This window comes from Leisingera sp. CC-HEC093 (assembly GCF_059429195.1).
Window position 1 is genome coordinate 215,007 of the sequence record NZ_JCAIJR010000001.1, and the last position, 17,373, is coordinate 232,379.

General features: G+C 65.6%; 17 protein-coding genes and 1 riboswitch. Of the genes, 14 read left to right on the forward strand and 3 right to left on the reverse strand.

Annotated features, from left to right (window positions below; translation table 11 throughout):
• Position 1: 1 nt before the first annotated feature.
• On the reverse strand, positions 2 to 499 hold the full coding sequence (locus AC5STB_RS01095; protein ID WP_495441135.1) for an acyloxyacyl hydrolase: 498 nt from the start codon (positions 497 to 499) through the stop codon (positions 2 to 4).
• A 196-nt stretch (positions 500 to 695) separates the two neighbouring features.
• Between AC5STB_RS01095 and AC5STB_RS01100 the strand changes: the two genes are divergently transcribed.
• Positions 696 to 1,481 (forward strand): DeoR/GlpR family DNA-binding transcription regulator, encoded by a 786-nt coding sequence (locus AC5STB_RS01100; protein ID WP_495441136.1) that lies wholly within the window; start codon positions 696 to 698, stop codon positions 1,479 to 1,481.
• Positions 1,474 to 3,051 (forward strand): glycerol-3-phosphate dehydrogenase, encoded by a 1,578-nt coding sequence (gene glpD, locus AC5STB_RS01105; RefSeq protein WP_495441137.1) that lies wholly within the window; start codon positions 1,474 to 1,476, stop codon positions 3,049 to 3,051. The genes AC5STB_RS01100 and glpD overlap by 8 nt, the downstream gene beginning before the upstream one ends.
• A 67-nt stretch (positions 3,052 to 3,118) precedes the next feature.
• On the opposite strand, the gene cobO is transcribed toward glpD, so the two are convergent.
• Complete coding sequence (cobO, locus tag AC5STB_RS01110) at positions 3,119 to 3,754, reverse strand: cob(I)yrinic acid a,c-diamide adenosyltransferase (RefSeq protein ID WP_174148263.1); 636 nt, start codon at positions 3,752 to 3,754, stop codon at positions 3,119 to 3,121.
• Positions 3,755 to 3,805: 51 nt separating this feature from the next.
• Positions 3,806 to 4,012, forward strand: a riboswitch (cobalamin riboswitch).
• A gap of 97 nt (positions 4,013 to 4,109) precedes the next feature.
• Here cobO and AC5STB_RS01115 point away from each other — a divergent pair.
• The 7 genes from AC5STB_RS01115 to cobJ all read left to right on the forward strand — a co-directional run bounded on the left by AC5STB_RS01115 (position 4,110) and on the right by cobJ (position 12,220).
• Positions 4,110 to 4,520 carry a DUF1636 family protein gene (locus AC5STB_RS01115; protein WP_495441138.1) on the forward strand — a complete coding sequence of 137 codons (411 nt, stop codon included), beginning with the start codon at positions 4,110 to 4,112 and terminating at the stop codon, positions 4,518 to 4,520.
• A 2-nt stretch (positions 4,521 to 4,522) separates the two neighbouring features.
• Positions 4,523 to 5,557 (forward strand): cobalamin biosynthesis protein CobW, encoded by a 1,035-nt coding sequence (gene cobW, locus AC5STB_RS01120; protein WP_495441139.1) that lies wholly within the window; start codon positions 4,523 to 4,525, stop codon positions 5,555 to 5,557.
• Positions 5,558 to 5,700: 143 nt separating this feature from the next.
• Positions 5,701 to 8,946 carry a cobaltochelatase subunit CobN gene (gene cobN / locus AC5STB_RS01125; RefSeq protein WP_495441140.1) on the forward strand — a complete coding sequence of 1,082 codons (3,246 nt, stop codon included), beginning with the start codon at positions 5,701 to 5,703 and terminating at the stop codon, positions 8,944 to 8,946.
• On the forward strand, positions 8,943 to 10,109 hold the full coding sequence (cobG, locus tag AC5STB_RS01130; RefSeq protein ID WP_495441141.1) for a precorrin-3B synthase: 1,167 nt from the start codon (positions 8,943 to 8,945) through the stop codon (positions 10,107 to 10,109). Before cobN ends, cobG begins: the two co-directional genes overlap by 4 nt.
• Before the next feature lies 1 nt (position 10,110).
• Positions 10,111 to 10,740 carry a precorrin-8X methylmutase gene (locus AC5STB_RS01135; RefSeq protein WP_495441142.1) on the forward strand — a complete coding sequence of 210 codons (630 nt, stop codon included), beginning with the start codon at positions 10,111 to 10,113 and terminating at the stop codon, positions 10,738 to 10,740.
• A gap of 2 nt (positions 10,741 to 10,742) precedes the next feature.
• Positions 10,743 to 11,459, forward strand: a complete 717-nt coding sequence (locus AC5STB_RS01140) for a precorrin-2 C(20)-methyltransferase (RefSeq protein ID WP_495441143.1) — start codon at positions 10,743 to 10,745, stop codon at positions 11,457 to 11,459.
• Positions 11,456 to 12,220: a precorrin-3B C(17)-methyltransferase gene (cobJ, locus tag AC5STB_RS01145; protein WP_495441144.1), complete on the forward strand. Its 765-nt coding sequence runs from the start codon at positions 11,456 to 11,458 to the stop codon at positions 12,218 to 12,220. The genes AC5STB_RS01140 and cobJ overlap by 4 nt, the downstream gene beginning before the upstream one ends.
• On the opposite strand, the gene AC5STB_RS01150 is transcribed toward cobJ, so the two are convergent.
• Positions 12,217 to 12,957: a cobalt-precorrin-6A reductase gene (locus tag AC5STB_RS01150; protein ID WP_495441145.1), complete on the reverse strand. Its 741-nt coding sequence runs from the start codon at positions 12,955 to 12,957 to the stop codon at positions 12,217 to 12,219. The genes cobJ and AC5STB_RS01150 overlap by 4 nt on opposite strands.
• Between AC5STB_RS01150 and cbiE the strand changes: the two genes are divergently transcribed.
• From cbiE to cobA, 5 genes are read left to right on the forward strand one after another with little or no spacing between them, the layout of a single operon-like run.
• Entirely contained in the window at positions 12,956 to 14,143 is a 1,188-nt protein-coding gene (gene cbiE / locus AC5STB_RS01155) for a precorrin-6y C5,15-methyltransferase (decarboxylating) subunit CbiE (protein WP_495441146.1), read from the forward strand. The two genes, AC5STB_RS01150 and cbiE, sit on opposite strands and share 2 nt — an antisense overlap.
• Positions 14,140 to 14,517, forward strand: a complete 378-nt coding sequence (locus AC5STB_RS01160; protein ID WP_495441147.1) for a cobalamin biosynthesis protein — start codon at positions 14,140 to 14,142, stop codon at positions 14,515 to 14,517. The genes cbiE and AC5STB_RS01160 overlap by 4 nt, the downstream gene beginning before the upstream one ends.
• Positions 14,514 to 15,308, forward strand: a complete 795-nt coding sequence (cobM, locus tag AC5STB_RS01165; RefSeq protein WP_495441148.1) for a precorrin-4 C(11)-methyltransferase — start codon at positions 14,514 to 14,516, stop codon at positions 15,306 to 15,308. Before AC5STB_RS01160 ends, cobM begins: the two co-directional genes overlap by 4 nt.
• A 4-nt stretch (positions 15,309 to 15,312) precedes the next feature.
• Positions 15,313 to 16,632, forward strand: a complete 1,320-nt coding sequence (locus AC5STB_RS01170; protein WP_495441149.1) for a cobyrinic acid a,c-diamide synthase CobB — start codon at positions 15,313 to 15,315, stop codon at positions 16,630 to 16,632.
• Positions 16,629 to 17,363, forward strand: coding sequence for a uroporphyrinogen-III C-methyltransferase (cobA, locus tag AC5STB_RS01175; RefSeq protein WP_495441150.1), 735 nt, complete (start codon positions 16,629 to 16,631; stop codon positions 17,361 to 17,363). The genes AC5STB_RS01170 and cobA overlap by 4 nt, the downstream gene beginning before the upstream one ends.
• Positions 17,364 to 17,373: the final 10 nt, after the last annotated feature.

Here is a 17,373-nt window from a genome sequence, read left to right on the forward strand (position 1 = left end):
ATCAGAATTGCTGTGTATAGCGCAGCAGAACCGCTTCGGTCCCGGGTTTCCAGTTATCGAAGTCCTTGTTGAACAGATGATCTATGCTCAGCGTAATCCGCGCGCCATTGTTTAACTCGTGACCGGCTCCGATTGATGTTCGGAATTGAAAGGTGTCCCCTTCCTCCAAAGGATCGCTGCCCTGATGCAGCACGCCCGCCCCCAGACTGCCTTCGATGATCCAGCCGCTGCTCCGGCCGCCCAAAAGAAAATGGACCCCGACGACCCCCAGAACGTCCCCGCCGGTATCGGCCTGAACTGCAGCCATCCAGGACAGCGAAACGTTCCCGAACTCTCTAAACGGGTCCGAATGGTACTCGGCCAGAAATGCGGCAATGGTATTCTTGTTTTCGTCAAAGATATCGTCGGCGCCGATCCCCAGCACCCATTCAGCAGCTGCCCCCGGCTGAGCAAAGGAAAATGCGAAACCCCCGCCGAGCGCGGAAGCCAATACTGCCACCTTCATCCCCATCTCTAAATTCCTGTTTCTTTCCAAATGACTACAGATTCAGCTAGAGCAGTATCCCTCAAAGAAAAGCCGTAACCTGGATCCATTGATCACATCAGCAACGCGCGCGCCCGATAACAAAAGCTTTACGAAAGTAATCCGAAAGATATACAAAAGCGTCAGCACAGAATCAAACACGGACGCCGCCATGGACGCCAGCTCCCGCCACTCCGAAATACTTTCACTCCTGGAGCAGCGGGAACGTGTTGAAGTGGAGGATCTCTCAGCCCGGTTTGGTGTTTCCCTGCAGACCATCCGGACCGATCTGCGCGATCTCAGCGCGCAAGGAAAGCTGTCACGCGTGCACGGGGGGGCCGTGCGCACCAGCGCAGTTGCCAGCCGGGCCTATGCCGACCGCCGCCTGCTGAACGCCTCCGCCAAACAGGCAATGGCGGCAGCGGCAGCGGACCTGATCCCGGAAAACTGCTCGATCAGCCTCAATATCGGCACGTCGACCGAACAGGCCGCGCGGGCGCTGGCAGGGCACAGGGGCCTGACCGTTCTCTCCAACAATATCAACATTATCAATCTGATGATGGGCGGACAGGCACAGGAACTGATCGTCGCGGGCGGTGCAGTCCGGCAGAGCGACGGTGCGATTGTCGGCGAAGACGCGAGCACTTTCTTTGGGCGCTACAAGGTGGATTACGCTGTGATCGGCGCCTCGGCCCTGGACCAAGACGGCGCCGTGATGGACCACGACGGGCGCGAGGTGGCGGTAGCGCGTGCGATTCTCGCCAATGCCCGGCAGAAAATCCTGATCTGCGACGGCAGCAAGTTCACCCGCTCCGCCCCGGTGCGGATCTGCGATGTGGCGGATCTGGACGTCATGATCACCGACCGCCCCGTGCCGCAAGAATTCGCCAAGGCCGCGCAGGCGGCTGGCACCCGCATCCTGACCGCAGGACAAAACGAAAGCAGCGAAAATGACTAACACGCCTGTAACGGACCTATTTATCATCGGCGGCGGCATCAACGGCTGCGGCATCGCCCGTGACGCCGCCGGCCGCGGCCTGTCGGTGACGCTGGCAGAGATGAACGACCTTGCGTCCGCCACCTCCTCGGCCTCGACCAAGCTGTTTCACGGCGGCCTGCGCTATCTCGAGTATTTCGAGTTCCGCTTGGTGCGCGAAGCGCTGATCGAACGCGAGGTGCTGCTGAAAGCGATGCCGCATATCTCCTGGCCGATGCGCTTTGTGCTGCCGTTCCACAAGGATATGCGGTTTGACAGCGAAACCCCGACATCCAAGCTGCTCACAGCCTTTATGCCGTGGATGAAGGGCCGCCGCCCGGCCTGGCTGATCCGGCTGGGGCTGTTTCTGTACGACTCGCTGGGCAAACGCGGCATCCTGCCCGGAACGGCGAAACTGGAACTGGCACATGATCCGGCAGGCAGGCCGCTGAAGGACAAATTCAAGACTGCCTTTGAATATTCCGACTGCTGGATTGAGGACGCCCGCCTGGTCGTCCTCAACGCCCGCGACGCACAGGCCCGCGGCGCCGAGATCCTGACCCGGACCAAGGTCCTGTCAGCCGAACGCCAAGCAGATCAATGGGTGATCACCCTGCAGGATCAGGCCACCGGCGACACCCATCAGCGCCGCGCAAAGATGCTGATCAACGCAGGCGGTCCGTGGGTGGCGGACGTGCTGCATCAGAAGCTGGGCCAGAACAGCCGCGAAAATGTCCGCTTGGTGCGCGGCAGCCATATCGTGGTGCCGAAACTGTTCGATCACGGCCGCTGCTACTTCTTCCAGGGCACCGACGGGCGGATCATCTTTGCCATTCCTTATGAGGAGGATTTCACCCTGATCGGCACCACTGACGCCGATCATCCGGATCCGGGCACAGCCCCCGAATGCACCGAAGCAGAACAGGACTATCTGATTGATTTCGCGTCCGGATATTTCAACCAGCCGCTTGCGCGGGAGGATATCGTCTGGACTTATTCCGGCGTGCGCCCGCTTTATGATGACGGTGCCAGCTCTGCCACCGCGGCAACCCGCGAATACGTGCTGACTCTGGATCAGGCGCAGGCGCCGCTGCTCAATGTCTTCGGCGGCAAGATCACCACTTACCGCAAGCTGGCCGAGGCAGCACTGGCAAAAATCGGCGAGGTGTTCCCCCAGCTGCCCGCGGACTGGACCGCAGGCGTGGCCCTGCCCGGCGGCGATTTTGCGGTGACGGATGTGAAAACGCTGCAAAACAAACTCGCAGCGGACTATCCGTTCCTCACCCCCTACGCGACGCGCCGCCTGATCCGCGCCTACGGCACAGAGGCCTGGGCGGTGCTGGGCACAGCGAAATCCGCCGAAGACTTGGGGCAGGACTTCGGCGCTACGATCACCGCGCGGGAGCTTGATTGGGCAATTGCCCGCGAATGGGTGCGCAGCGGCGAAGATTACCTGTGGCGGCGCACCAAGCTGGGGCTGCGGCTGGATGAAGCCCAGCGCGCGGCGGTGGATACCTACATCCAAGGCAAAGCAGCGCAGCTCGCGGCTTAGGTTCGAAGACAGCGCCGGTCCCTGCGGGACGGGCGCCACCCGGCCTGCAGGCCGGGCAGCGGTTCCATTAAAACTCGACGCCCTTCTGCGCCTTTACCCCGGCGCGGAACGGGTGCTTGATCTGGCCCATTTCGGTCACCAGATCGGCGATCTCAATCAGCTCTTCCTTGGCGTTGCGGCCCGTCAAAACCACATGGGTCATCGGCGGTTTCTGCTCCACCAGGAACTCCAGCACCTCCTCCAGGTCCAGATACTCATAACGCAGCGCGATGTTGATCTCATCCAGCAGCACCATGGTATTGCGCTCATCCAGGATCATCTCCTTGGCCTTCTCCCAGCCCTTTTGCGCGGCGGCAATGTCACGCGCCTTGTCCTGGGTTTCCCAGGTGAACCCCTCGCCCATCGCATAGAACTGGCACAGATCGCTGAAGTTCTCCTCGATCAGGGTGCGCTCGCCGGTCTGCCAGGCACCCTTGATGAACTGCACCACGGCGCAAGGCATCTTGTGGGCGATGCAGCGCATGATCATGCCGAACCCGGAGGAGGATTTTCCCTTGCCCGGGCCGGTGTGAACGATGATCAGGCCCTTCTCGCCCTCCTTGGTCTTCATCATCCGGTCGCGCGCGGCCTTCTTCTTGGCCATTTTGGACGCGTGACGGGCGGCTTCTTCCTCTGAGATGCCGGTTTCAGACTTTTCGCTCATGGGGGCTCTCCAGCTGTTTGACCCCATGTCTTGACAAAGAAGCCCGCCATAGCGCAAGGGGGTTCAGCTGGTTCCTGTGAAAACAGGCGAAGAGGGAATGTGAAGGCCTTGCCAAGGCTCAAGCACAGCCGCCCCCGCGACCGTGACCGGATGAGGCCGCCATGCCACTGGGGTTAGCCCCGGGAAGGCAGGATGGCCGGCAAGGCCCAAGCCTTGGCATCCGCAAGCCGGGAGACCTGCCAGCGAAAGAGAGTTCAACGGGCAGACGGGGTGTTCTGCGACCGGGTGAGGGGCTGGCACGATACGGCTCCTTTCTGGCCATCCCGCACGCCCTGCCGCGACAGGAGACGCGCCGATGGCTGACGATATGGCAGGCCAAGCTGCCAGGACCCCGGGACCGGTCACATTGACCGTTTGCCTTACCTGCCGCCGCGAGGGGGCGGACCCCGAGGCCACCCGCCCCGGCGCCATTCTGCACGCAGCCCTGGAAGAGGCCGGGATGCCCGAAGGCGTCCGTCTGCGCGGGGTCGAATGCCTGTCCTCCTGCAAACGCGGCTGCGCCGTGGCTTTGATCGGCGGCGCGGAACGCTGGACCTATGTCTACGGCGATCTCGACCCGGATCAGCACGTCCCTGAAATCCTGGAAGGGGCTGCCGCCTATGCCGCCACCGCTGACGGCGTCGTGCCCTGGCGCGAGCGCCCGCAGACCTTCCGCAAGCAATCCGTTGCCCGCATCCCGCCGGCCAAGTTCTTCTCCGAGGAGTAATCATGAGCGACCTCAACAAGATCCCCGTCACCGTCATCACCGGCTTCCTCGGTGCCGGCAAGACCACGCTGATCCGCCACCTGATGCAGAACCCGCAGGGCAAGCGCCTGGCGGTTGTGGTCAACGAGTTCGGCACCGCCGGCGTCGATGGCGACATCCTGAAGTCCTGCGCGGATGAGAACTGCCCGGCGGAAAACATCATGGAGCTGGCCAACGGCTGCATCTGCTGCACCGTCGCGGATGACTTCATCCCCACCATCGAACAGCTGATGGACCTGCCGGAAAAGCCCGATCACATCGTGATCGAAACCTCCGGTCTGGCCCTGCCCAAGCCGCTCCTGAAAGCGTTTGACTGGCCCGCCATCCGCTCCCGCATCACCGTCGATGGCGTGATTGCGCTGGCCGACGCCGAGGCGGTTGCCAAGGGCCAGTTCGCCCCCGACCTGGACGCCGTTCAGGCCCAGCGCGAGGCGGATGACAGCATCGACCACGAAACCCCGCTCAGCGAAGTGTTCGAGGACCAGATCTCCTGCGCCGACATCGTGCTGCTGTCCAAGGCCGACCTGGCCGGCGACGAAGGCGTCGACAAGGCCCGCGCGGTGATTGAGGCCGAAGCCCCGCGCAAGCTGCCGATCCTGCCGATGAGCGAAGGCGTCATCGACCCGCGCATCATTCTGGGTCTGGGTGCCGCTGCCGAGGACGACCTGGAGGCACGCCCCAGCCACCACGACGGCCACCACGACCACGAGCATGACGATTTTGAGAGCATCGTTGTCGAAATGGGTGAAGTCTCCGACCCGGAAGCGCTGCAGAATGCCATCGTGAAACTCGCCCGCGAGCGCAACATCCTGCGCGTCAAAGGCTATGTCGCGGTGGAGGGGAAACCGATGCGGATGCTGGTTCAGGCCGTGGGCGAGCGCCTGCGCGCCCAGTATGATCAGCCTTGGGGCGCGCAGCCGCGCAAGACCGCCCTGGTGGTCATCGCCGAGCATGACGATATCGACGAACAAGCCATCCGCGCCGAGCTGGGGGCCTGAAGCTGATGCCCCAAGGCGAAACTTTAAAGGTTTCGCCCGGCGGCAACGCCGGGCAGCGCCCGACCTCCCCCACGGGAGGGCGCTTCGCTTCCTCCCGAGGCCGGGCACTGCCCTCTGCTCTTCTTTCCGAAAGGGCCTGACCTATGCACGTCGTCTTCCGCGAAAGCCACGGCCTTGACGAGACCGACACCCCGCAGGATCTCGGGCAGACGCCCGGCGATCTGGTGGTGCTGTCTTTCTCCGACAGCGATCTCGGCGCCTTCGCGGCGGGCTGGCACCGGGCAGACGGCAGGCTCCCCAGCTTGCGCCTCGCCAACCTGGTAGCGCTGAAGCACCCGCTGTCGGTCGATGTGTATGCAGAACAGACACTGGAAGGTGCCAAGGGTGTCCTCGTCCGCCTGATCGGCGGCGAAAGCTACTGGTCCTATGGCCTTGCCACCCTGCAGGACCTGGCCCGCCGCAAAGGTATTGCGCTGGCAATCCTGCCCGCTGACGGGCGCGAGGATGCGCGGCTTGATGAGCTGTCCACCCTGCCCGTCTCCACTCTGCGCCGCCTGCAGTCCCTCTGCGATGCCGGCGGCGCCGTTGCAGCCCAGGCCGCGCTGGCCCAGCTGTCGCTGGCAGCCGGCCTCTATGCCGGCCCTGTCCTCGGCCTCAAAACAATGCCGGAGCACGGGTTCTACGATCCGGCCAAGGGCGTGCTCGCAGACCTGCCGCCGCAGGACAAACCGCTGGTGCTGGTAAGCTTCTACCGCTCTTATCTCACAGCTGCCGACACTGCTCCGGCAGATGCTCTGATCGAGGAGCTGCGCGCCCGCGGCTACGCCGCCTTCGGCATCTTTGCCGCCAGCCTCAAGGCCCCCGCCGCGGCAGACTGGCTGCGCGCGAAACTCCCTGAACTGGCCCCTGCAGCGATCATCAACGCCACCGCGTTTTCCGCCCAAGGCACCGACGGCAGCGCCTCGCCGCTGTCCACCACCGGCTGCCCGGTGTTCCAGGTCGCTCTGTCCACCGCCCGCAAGAAAGACTGGGCCGAAGCAGACCGCGGGCTATCGCCCGCCGATCTCGCCATGCACGTCGTCCTGCCGGAGGTTGACGGCCGCATCTTCGCAGGCGTTGTCAGCTTCAAATCGCCGGGCAAGAAAGACGAGGACCTGCAGTACTCCCGCTTTGCCCACCGCGCAGATGCGGACCGCATCAAGGCTGCCGTGGACCGCGTGGAGGGCTGGCTGCACCTCGCCAATCTGCCGAATGCAGACAAGCACCTGGCCCTGATCCTCTCCACATACCCCGGCCGCGACCACAATCTGGCCCATGCCGTCGGCCTCGACGCGCTGGCCTCCTGCGACGAAATCCTGCGCGCGCTCTGGGATCAGGGCTATACCGTCGAGCCGCAGGAGAACACCGGCCTGCGGCTGATGAAAGAGACCCTCAGCGTTCCGCTGGAGGACTACCGCCAAGCCCTCGCCACCCTGCCGCAAGAGCTGCAGGACGCGCTGGCCGCGGCCTGGGGCAGCCCGGAAAAAGACGCAGATTTCCGCGATGGCGCGTTTCATTTCAAGGCCTTGCGCGCAGGCAAAGCCCTGATCGCTTTGCAGCCCGAACGCGGCGAAGTGAAGACCCGCGTCGACGATTACCACGACCTCGACCGCACCCCGCGCCACGCCTATGTGGCGTTTTACCTGTGGCTGCGCACCCAGACTGACGCCCTCATCCACATCGGCGCCCACGGCACACTGGAATGGCTTCCAGGCAAGGCGGTTGCCCTCTCCGGCGCGTGCTGGCCCGAAGTCCTGACCGGCCCGCTGCCCGTCGCCTACCCGTTCATCGTCAACGATCCGGGCGAGGCAGCACAGGCCAAGCGCCGCATCGGCGCCGTCACCATCGGCCACCTGCCCCCGCCACTGGCACAGACCACCCTGCCTGAGGGCATGTCCCGGCTTGAAAGCCTGCTCGACGAATATTCCACCGCCGACGGCCTTGATCCGGCCCGGCGCGACCGGCTGATCGGCGACATCCGGGCAGAGGCGCAGGGAACCGGCGTGGAGGCAGACCTGGGCCTTACCCCCGACACCTCCCCCGCCGAGGCGATCACCCGCATCGACGCCTTTGTCTGCGACATCAAGGAAAGCCAGTACGGCGAGGGCCTGCATATCTTCGGCACCGGCCAATGCGGGGCAGAGGAACGCGCCGGGCTGATTGCCGCGCTGGACGGCAAGATCGTCACCCCCGGCCCCTCCGGCTCGCCGTTCCGCGGCCGCGCCGATGTGATCCCCACCGGCCGCAACCTCTTTACCACCGATCCGCGGGCGGTGCCGTCGCGGGCGGCGCATGCGCAAGGTGTCAAACTGGCGGAAGAGCTGCTGCGCCGCCACCTTCAGGACCACGGCGACTGGCCCAAGGGGCTGGTGATCGACCTTTGGGGCTCCGCCACCATGCGCACCGCGGGTGAGGAGTTTGCCATGGCGCTGCACCTCGCAGGCCTCGCGCCACAGTGGGACGAAGGCTCCGAACGCGTCTCCGGCTTCGAGGTGCTGCCGCTGTCGATGCTGAACCGCCCGCGCATCGACGTGACCCTGCGCGTCTCAGGCCTGTTCCGCGACGTCTTCCCCGGCCTTGCCCAGATGTTCGAAAGTGCCGCCGCCGCGCTGGCGGGCCGCGAGGAGACGCAGGCCGACAACCCCTACCTCACCGAAACCCCGCGCGTCTTCGGGCCCAAGCCGGGCCAGTACGGGCTGTCGATGAACCCGCATCTGGACGACTACACCGACGCGGCCCGTCAGGCGGCGGGCGAGGCCTGGCTCAACGCCTCCTCCCACGCGATTGACGCCAAGGGCGCGATCACCGACGCCCGCGCGGCGCTCGAAACCCGCCTTCAGGGCGCCGACAGCTTTGTGCATTTGCAGGATTTGCCGGAGACCGACCTGCTGGTCGCCTCTGACTATGCTGCGCATGAGGCCGGCTTTGCCGCCGCCATGGCCCGCATCGGCCAGACCGCACCGGCGCTCTACCACCTCGACGCCACCCGCCCGGACAAGCCGCAGGCGCGCTCCTTGGGCGAGGAAATCGCCCGCGTCACCCGCGCCCGCGCCGCCAACCCGGACTGGGCCACTGCAATGATGGAACACGGCTTCCGCGGCGCGGCTGAGATTGCTGCAACGCTCGATCACATGGCCGCCTTCGCGCATCTGGCGCAGGTGGTGCAGCCGCATCTGTTTGACCTCTACTTCGAGGCCACCTTGGGCCGGGATGATTTGGTCGATTTCATGGAGCGCGAAAACCCGGAGGCGCTCGCGGCCATGCGCGACCGGTTCCGCGCCTTGTACGATGCGGGCCTCTGGAGCACCCGGCGCAACTCGATCATGGCAGAGCTGGAGGGCGCAGCATGAGTGCCCACCCAGAGCCTAAGGTTTACGGCTGGTGCCCCGGCGCCCTGCGCCCGATGATGTCAGGCGATGGGCTGGTGGTGCGGGTGCGCGCGCCGCTCGGTAAACTGTCCGTTAACCAGGCGCGCGGTGTGGCAAGACTTTCTGAGGAATTCGGCAACGGCCTGCTGGATATCTCCGCCCGCGCCAACTTGCAGATGCGCGGCATCCGCGAAGACGCGCATGAGGACCTGATTGCAGGGCTGCGCGAATTCGGGCTGATCGACCCGGATGCAAACGCCGAAGCCCGCCGCAATGTCCTGCTCGCCCCGTTCTGGGCAGCGGGCGATGACACTCACACCATCGCCAAGGAGCTGAGCGCAGCGCTCACCGCGGCAACGGATCTGGCCCTGCCTGGAAAATTCGGCTTTGCCGTCGACTGCGGCGCGGCTCCGGTGCTGCAAGACACCGCCGCCGACATCCGCATCGAACGCTCTGGCAGCACCCTGATCCTGCGGGCAGACGGGTCCGGTGCCGGCAAGCCCGCCACACGTGAATCCGCCGTCTCCGAAGCCCTCGCCCTTGCCCGCTGGTTCGTCGCAACCGGCGGTGCCGCCAATGGCCGCGGCCGGATGAAGCCGCATGTTGCAAAAGGCATCCCGCTGCCCGCGGGCCACACAACCCCAAGGGGCAAGACCAGCTTCGCCGCAAAACCTGGCGCTGTCCCCGCGGGGACGCTTGCCGCATTGGAGTTCGGCCAGATGCCTGCTGCAACGCTTGCACAGCTGGCAGACCATGGCGAAATCCGCCTCACCCCCTGGCGCATGCTGCTGGTGGAAGGCACCGCGGATCTACCGCCCCTGCCCGGCCTGATCCTGGATGCAACAGATCCGCGCCTGCAAGTCGTCGCCTGCACCGGCGCGCCCGGCTGCCTGCAGGCGCTTTCCACTACCCGTGATCTGGCGCGCGATCTTGCCCCGCATGTCCCCGCCGGCACCCGCTTGCACGTTTCCGGCTGCGCCAAGGGCTGCGCCTGCCCCGGCACCGCAACGCTGACGTTGACCGCCACCGGCAACGATGAATTCTCCCTGATCCGCAATGGCACTGCCGCGGATCAGCCGCTAAAGACCCGCCTGAGCGCCGGCGCTTTGCGCGCCGCTCCCGAACTTCTGACAGAGGGCAGCTGACATGCTCCACACCTACGAAACCGACGGCGCCGCGATCTACGCCGAAAGCTTTGCCACCATCCGCCGCGAAGCCGATCTGGCGCGCTTCAACAAAGACGAGGAAAGCGTTGTCGTCCGCATGATCCACGCCGCCGGCATGGTCGGGCTGGAACAGCACGTGCGCTTCTCCGAAGGCATGGCGGAGACCGCCCGCGCAGCCCTGGCAAACGGCGCGCCGATCCTCTGCGACGCTTATATGGTTTCCGAAGGCATCACCCGCCCGCGCCTGCCCGCGGACAACGAGGTGATCTGCACCCTGCGCGACCCCAAGGTGCCGGAGATGGCCAAGGAGATGTCCAACACCCGCTCCGCCGCCGCGCTGGAGCTGTGGCGCCCGAAACTGGAAGGCGCCGTGGTTGCCATCGGCAACGCCCCCACCGCGCTGTTCCACCTCTTGAACATGCTCAAGGACCCGTCCTGCCCCCGCCCCGCCGCCATCATCGGCTGTCCGGTTGGCTTTGTCGGCGCAATGGAATCCAAGGACGCGCTGATGGAGGACCTCCCCGTGCCGTCCATGATCGTGAAGGGCCGCCTGGGCGGATCTGCCATCACCGTCGCGGCGGTGAACGCGCTGGCAAGCTGGAAAGAATAACGATGGGCAAAGTCATCTGCGCAGGGCTTGGCCCCGGGGATCCCGATCTGATGAGCGTCCGCTCGCACCGGCTGATTTCCTCCGCACGCCACATCGCCTATTTCCGCAAGGCCGGCCGCCAGGGCCAGGCCCGCGCCATCATTGAGGGCATGCTGGCCGAGGGCGTCACTGAACACGCGATGGAATACCCGGTGACGACGGAGATCCATTTCTCGGACCCCGAGTACAACCGGGTGCTGGCGGAATTCTATGACCAATGGGCCGATACCTTGGCCGAGATTGCCAAAGGCGAAGACGTGGTGGTGCTGTGCGAGGGCGACCCGTTTCTTTATGGCTCATACATGCATCTCTACACCCGCCTGCAAGGCCGCGCCGAGCAGGAGATCGTACCCGGGATTACCGGCATGTCCGGCTGCTGGACCGCCTCCGGCCAGCCGATTACCTGGGGGGACGATGTGCTGACCGTGGCGATGGCCACCCTCAGCGAGGATGAGCTGGCCAAACGCGCCGCCGAGACGGACGCGCTGGTGGTGATGAAGATCGGCCGCAACCTGCCCAAGCTGCGCCGCGCGCTGGAACGCGCGGACCGCGCGCAGGACGCCTGGCTGGTCGAACGCGGCACCATGCCAGGCCAAACCGTGCAGAAGCTCTCGGAGATCACCGGCGAAGTGCCCTATTTCTCCATCGTATTGGTTCACGGACAGGGGCGCCGGCCATGAAGCTATCGCAAAACGGTTGGGTGGTGATTGCGGGGCTTGGCCCCGGCAATGAGGCGCTGGTGACGCAGGAAGTCCGCGACGCCATCGGAGAAGCCACGGATATCGTTGGTTATATCCCCTATGTGAACCGCATCGCGCCGCGCGAGGGGCTGACCCTGCACGCTACTGACAACCGCGTTGAGGTCGACCGCGCCACCCATGCGCTGGAAATGGCCGCCGAAGGCAAGCGCGTTGTTGTCGTCTCCTCCGGTGATCCGGGTGTCTTTGCCATGGCCTCTGCCGTGTTCGAGGCGCTTGAAAACAATGCGGGAAGCAAACCGGAGTGGCTGGATCTTGAGATCAAGGTTCTGCCCGGCATCACCGCGATGCTGGCCGCCGCCGCCGCCATCGGGGCACCGTTGGGGCATGACTTTGCCGCCATCAACCTGAGCGACAACCTGAAGCCCTGGAGTCTCATCGAAAAGCGCCTGCAGCTGGTGGGTGAGGCCGGGCTGGCGATGGCGTTTTACAACCCGCGCTCCAAGTCGCGGCCGCATCAGTTTGCCCGCGCGCTGGAGATCCTGCGCGAGGCCTGCGGACAGGACACGCTAATCACCTTTGCTCGCGACGTGACCAAGCCGGGACAGGAGCTGCTGACCGTGCCGCTGAAGGACGCAACACCTGAGATGGCCGACATGCGCACCGTGGTGATTGTCGGTAACCGCAACACCCGCCGTGTCGGCAGCTACGTCTACACGCCTCGCTACGCGGCTGAAGGTTAAGCTGCGGGATGAGACAGCCAGGCCATAACCTCTGCCACGCTGCCCAGAATGGGGCGCTCGGGCACCTTGGGTCTGCCGATCATGATGACCGGCAGGCCGAGGTCGCGCGCGGCAGTGAGCTTGGCCGCAGCACCCGCGCCGCCGGCGTTTTTGGCAACCACATGGGTGATGCCATGGCGCTGCATCAGGGCAGTGTCCCCCGCTGCATCAAACGGCCCGCGGGCAATCTCGACCGTGGTGTGCGGCAGCGGCAAGGGTGCCTCCGGCGCGTCCACCAGCCGCAGCAGGTAATGGTGCTGGGGCTTGGCCGCGAACTGCGCAAGGTTCTGCTTGCCGATGGCCAGAAATACCCGTGCCGCGGTTGCGGGAAGAGCCTCCACGGCCTGTTCAATGCTCTCCGCATGCACCCATTGGTCGCCCTCTCCCGCCTGCCAGGCCGGGCGTTCAAAGGCACAAAGCGGCACACCCGCCGCTGCGCAAGCCTGCACCGCGTTGGTGCTCATCTGTGCCGCGAACGGGTGGGTTGCGTCGACCACATGGGTGATGCCTTCGGCCTGCAGATAGGCCGCCAGTCCGTCCACACCGCCAAAGCCGCCGATGCGCGTGGGCAGCGGCTGACTGACCGGCTTGGCAGTGCGGCCAGCGTAGGAGAACACCGCATCCTCGCCCGCCTCGGCCAAGGTCTTGGCCAGAGTCGAGGCCTCAGAGGTGCCGCCCAGCAGAAGGATGCGTGTCATGTCTGATCCGTGGCTCACAATCATTGGTCTGGGCGAAAATGGACTGGAAGGCCTGAATGACGCAAGCCGGAAAGCTCTGGCGGAGGCGGAACTGGTTTTCGGCGGCCCGCGGCATCTGGAACTGGCGGGTGCGGGCAGCAAGGGCCAGCCCTGGCCGGTGCCCTTTTCCATTGAGCCGGTGCTGGCGGCGCGGGGGCAGCGCGTAGCTGTTCTGGCATCCGGCGATCCGTTCTGGCATGGTGCCGGCGGCTCTTTGGCGCGGCATCTGGAGGCTGGCGAGTGGGTCTCTTATCCTGTCGCTTCCACCTTTGCGCTGGCGGCCAACCATCTGGCGTGGAAGCTGGAGGAGGTGCTCTGCCTCGGCCTGCACGCGGCCCCCTATGCACGGCTGCGGGCTCTGCTTGGAAACGGGACGCGCGTGATTTGCACCATGCGGGATGGCGACGCGCCCACGGAGTTGGCGGAATGGCTGACCGCTAAGGGCTTCGGCGCCTCAACGCTGACCGTGATGGAATGCCTGGGCGGGCCGCGCCAGAAGGTGCGCAATATCACTGCCGAAGGGTTTGATCTGAAGGACGTACAGGCGCCTGTTGCCGTGGCGGTCGAGGCTGCGGGATACAAGGGCCTGCCGCAGGCCTGCGGCCTTGCAGATGATCTTTTTACCAGCGACGGGCAGATCACCAAGCGGCCGATCCGGGCGCTGACACTGTCGGCCCTGGCACCGCGCAGCGGTGAACTGCTGTGGGATGTCGGCGGCGGCTCCGGCTCAGTCTCTGTCGAGTGGTGCCTGGCGGCTTCGGCTGCGCGGGCCATCACGTTTGAGCCGCGCGAGAGCCGGCTGGAGAACATCCGCGCCAATGCGTCCGCCTTTGGTCTGGACCACAGAATGACCGCGGTGCCGGGCAAGGCGCCGGATGTGCTGGACGGCCACCCCCTGCCCGATTGCGTGTTCATCGGCGGCGGCGGCTCGCAAGAGCTGCTGGACCACTTGTGGGACATCCTGCCTGAAGGCACCCGGCTGGTGGCCAATGGCGTCACGCTGGAAACCGAAACCCTGCTGATGCGCGCCCACGCGGACCGCGGCGGCCATCTGCTGAAGGCGGAAATCGCCGAGGCCGGGCCGCTGGGGTCCATGCGCGACTGGCGGCGGGCGCGGCCCGTGATCCAGTGGAGCGTCACCCGATGAAGGTGGCGGGCATCGGATTTCGCGAGGCTGCGACGGCCGAGGATTTGCAGGCGGCACTGGCGCTGACCGGCGCGCAGGTGGATGCGCTGGCCTCTGTCGCGGAGAAGGCCGGGGCGCCCGCCATGCAGGAGTTTGCGCACAGCATCGGACTGCCGGTGATTGCGCTGCAGGAAAACGATATTGCCGGGGAGCAGACACTGACCTGTTCCCCCCGGATAAAGGCGCGGTTCGGCACCGGGTCGCTGGCGGAAGCCGCGGCGCTGGCCGGGGCGCGCCACGGGGTGCCGGGCGCCGGATCGCGCCTTCTTGCCCCCAGAGTTGTCACCGCGGATGGGCTTGCCACCGCGGCCATAGCAGAAAGACTTGAGCCATGACCGTTCACTTCATTGGCGCCGGACCGGGCGCTGCCGACCTTCTGACCCTGCGCGGGCGCGATATCATCGCCGCCTGCCCGGTGTGCCTGTACGCCGGTTCGCTGGTGCCGGAGGAAATCCTGAGCCACTGCCCGGCGGAGGCCAAGATCGTGAACACCGCGGCGATGGACCTCGACGCCATCGTGGCAGAGATCAAGGCAGCGCATGAGGCGGGCCAGGATGTGGCGCGGCTGCATTCCGGCGATCTGTCAGTGTGGTCGGCGATGGGCGAGCAGATCCGCCGCCTGAAGGCCGAAGGCATCCCCGTCAGCGTCACCCCCGGGGTGCCGTCCTTTGCTGCTGCCGCTGCCGCGCTTGGCACCGAACTGACCCTGCCCGGCCTTGGCCAGTCAGTGGTGCTGACCCGCACGCCCGGCCGCGCGTCGTCTATGCCAGAAGGCGAGTCGCTGGAGAACTTCGCCCGGACCGGCACCACCCTGGCGATCCACCTGTCGATCGGCAATCTGGACCATGTGGTCGAGAGCCTGACGCCGCACTACGGCGCGGATTGCCCGGTGGCGGTGGTCTACCGCGCCAGCTGGCCGGATCAGCAGATCATCCGCGCCACTTTGGAAACGCTGAAAGAGTCGCTGGACGAGAAGATTTCCCGCACCGCGCTGATCCTGGTGGGGCCGGTGCTGAAGGGCGAGGGCTTTGACGAAAGCTGCCTTTATTCCACCGACTACGACCGCCGCTACCGGCCGCAGAGCGCCGACAGCCCGTGGTCGAGCTGGAGCCACGGGGACGACTAAAGCCATGACAGATATGAACCCTCCCGGACTGATGATCTCGGCGCCCTCCTCGGGCACCGGTAAAACCACCGTGATGCTCGGCCTCCTGCGGGCGCTGGCCGAGGATGGGCTGACCGTGCAGCCCTACAAGAGCGGGCCGGATTACATTGACCCGGCGTTTCATCTGGCAGCGGCCAAGCGGCCCAGCTTCAACCTCGACACCTGGGCGATGGACGCACGCCTGCTGGATGCGGTCACAGGCCAGTCGGCGGGGGCGGAAATCTGCATCGGCGAAGGCTCGATGGGGCTTTATGACGGTGTTGCAACGCGCGGGCAGTCGGGCTTTGGCTCCTCTGCCGAGACCGCCAAGCGGATGGGCTGGCCGGTGGTGCTGGTGGTCGATGTGGGCGGCCAGGCGCAATCGGCAGCGGCAACTGCGCTGGGGTTCAGGACCTACGACCCTGAGCTGCCGTTTGCAGGTGTCATCCTGAACCGCGTCGCCAGCCCGCGGCATGAGCGGCTGACCCGGCTGGGGATGGAGAAGGCAGGTATCAAGGTGCTGGGTTCCCTGCCCCGGCGCGGCGATCTGACCCTGCCGGAACGCCATCTGGGACTGATCCAGGCGGTGGAGCACCCCGACCTGGAAGCCGCCATTGCGGGCTATGCGGCGTTTTTGCGCGAGCATGTGGATCTCGACGCAATCAAGGCCGCGGCACTGGCCGGTCGGGCGCCTGCGCCAGCAAGCCTGCCCAAGCCGCCTGCGCAGCGGATTGCGCTGGCCCGGGATGCGGCGTTTTCCTTTACCTACCCGCATCTGCTGACCGGCTGGCGCGCGGCAGGCGCAGAAATCCTGCCGTTCTCGCCGCTGGCGGATGAAGCCCCGGCGGCGGATGCCGATCTGGTCTGGCTGCCCGGCGGCTACCCTGAGCTGCATGGCGGCACGCTGGCGGCGGCGGAAACCTTCCGCGCCGGTGTGCAGAAACACGCCGAGACCAAGCCGGTGCATGGCGAATGCGGCGGCTACATGGCCCTGGGCGAGGCGCTGATCGACAAGGAGGGCAACCGCCACCAGATGCTGGGCCTTCTGGGTCTTGTGACGTCGTACGAGAAGCGCAAGTTCCACCTCGGCTACCGCCGCGCCATTCTGCAAGCAGGCATGCCAGGCTTTGATGCTGGCACTGCGCTGCGCGGCCATGAATTTCATTACTCCACCATTCTGGAAGAACCGGATGCGCCGCTGGCCAATGTGATGGACGCCGACGGCGGCCCGGTGCCTGAAACCGGCTCCATCAAAGGCCATGTCACCGGCACCTTCTTCCACCTGATCACGGGAGAACAGGCATGAGCGGTTTTGTCAGCTTTGTCTCCTCCGGCCCCGGCGACCCCGAGCTGTTGACCGTTAAGGCGGTGAAGCGGCTGGAAACTGCGGATGCGATCCTGTTCGACGACCTGTCCTCAGGCCCGATCCTGAGCCATGCCCGCGCCGACGCCGATCTGGTGGGTGTGGGCAAACGCGCCGGCCGCCCCTCCCCCAAACAGGACCATGTAAGCCAGCTACTGGTCGATTACGCACAAAGCGGTCTGAACGTGGTGCGGCTGAAATCGGGGGACTCCGGCGTCTTCGGGCGGCTGGAGGAAGAAATGACCGCGCTGCGCGAGGCCGGCATCGGGTTTGAAATCGTGCCTGGCGTCACCGCGGCCTCGGCGGCGGCGGCAGCGGCGAACATTCCGCTGACCCGGCGGCTGACGGCGCGGCGTCTGCAGTTCATCACCGGCCATGACGTGACCGGCGGGCTGCCGGATGATCTGAACATGGCGGCGCTGGCCGACCCGCATGCCACCACCGTGGTCTATATGGGCAAGAGCACCTTTGCCGCGCTGGCAGAAAAGCTGATGGAGGCCGGCCTGCCCGCAGAGACCCACGCGATGGTCGCTCTGGGTGTCTCAACGCCTGAACAGAAATTGTTCTGCCATAACGTGGGCGAGCTGCCAACAGTGCTGCGCGCGATGGAAACCAAGGCGCCGGTGCTGATCCTTTACGGGCCGCTGGCGGACCAGGACATGCCGGGCGTTTGAGCCGGCCCCT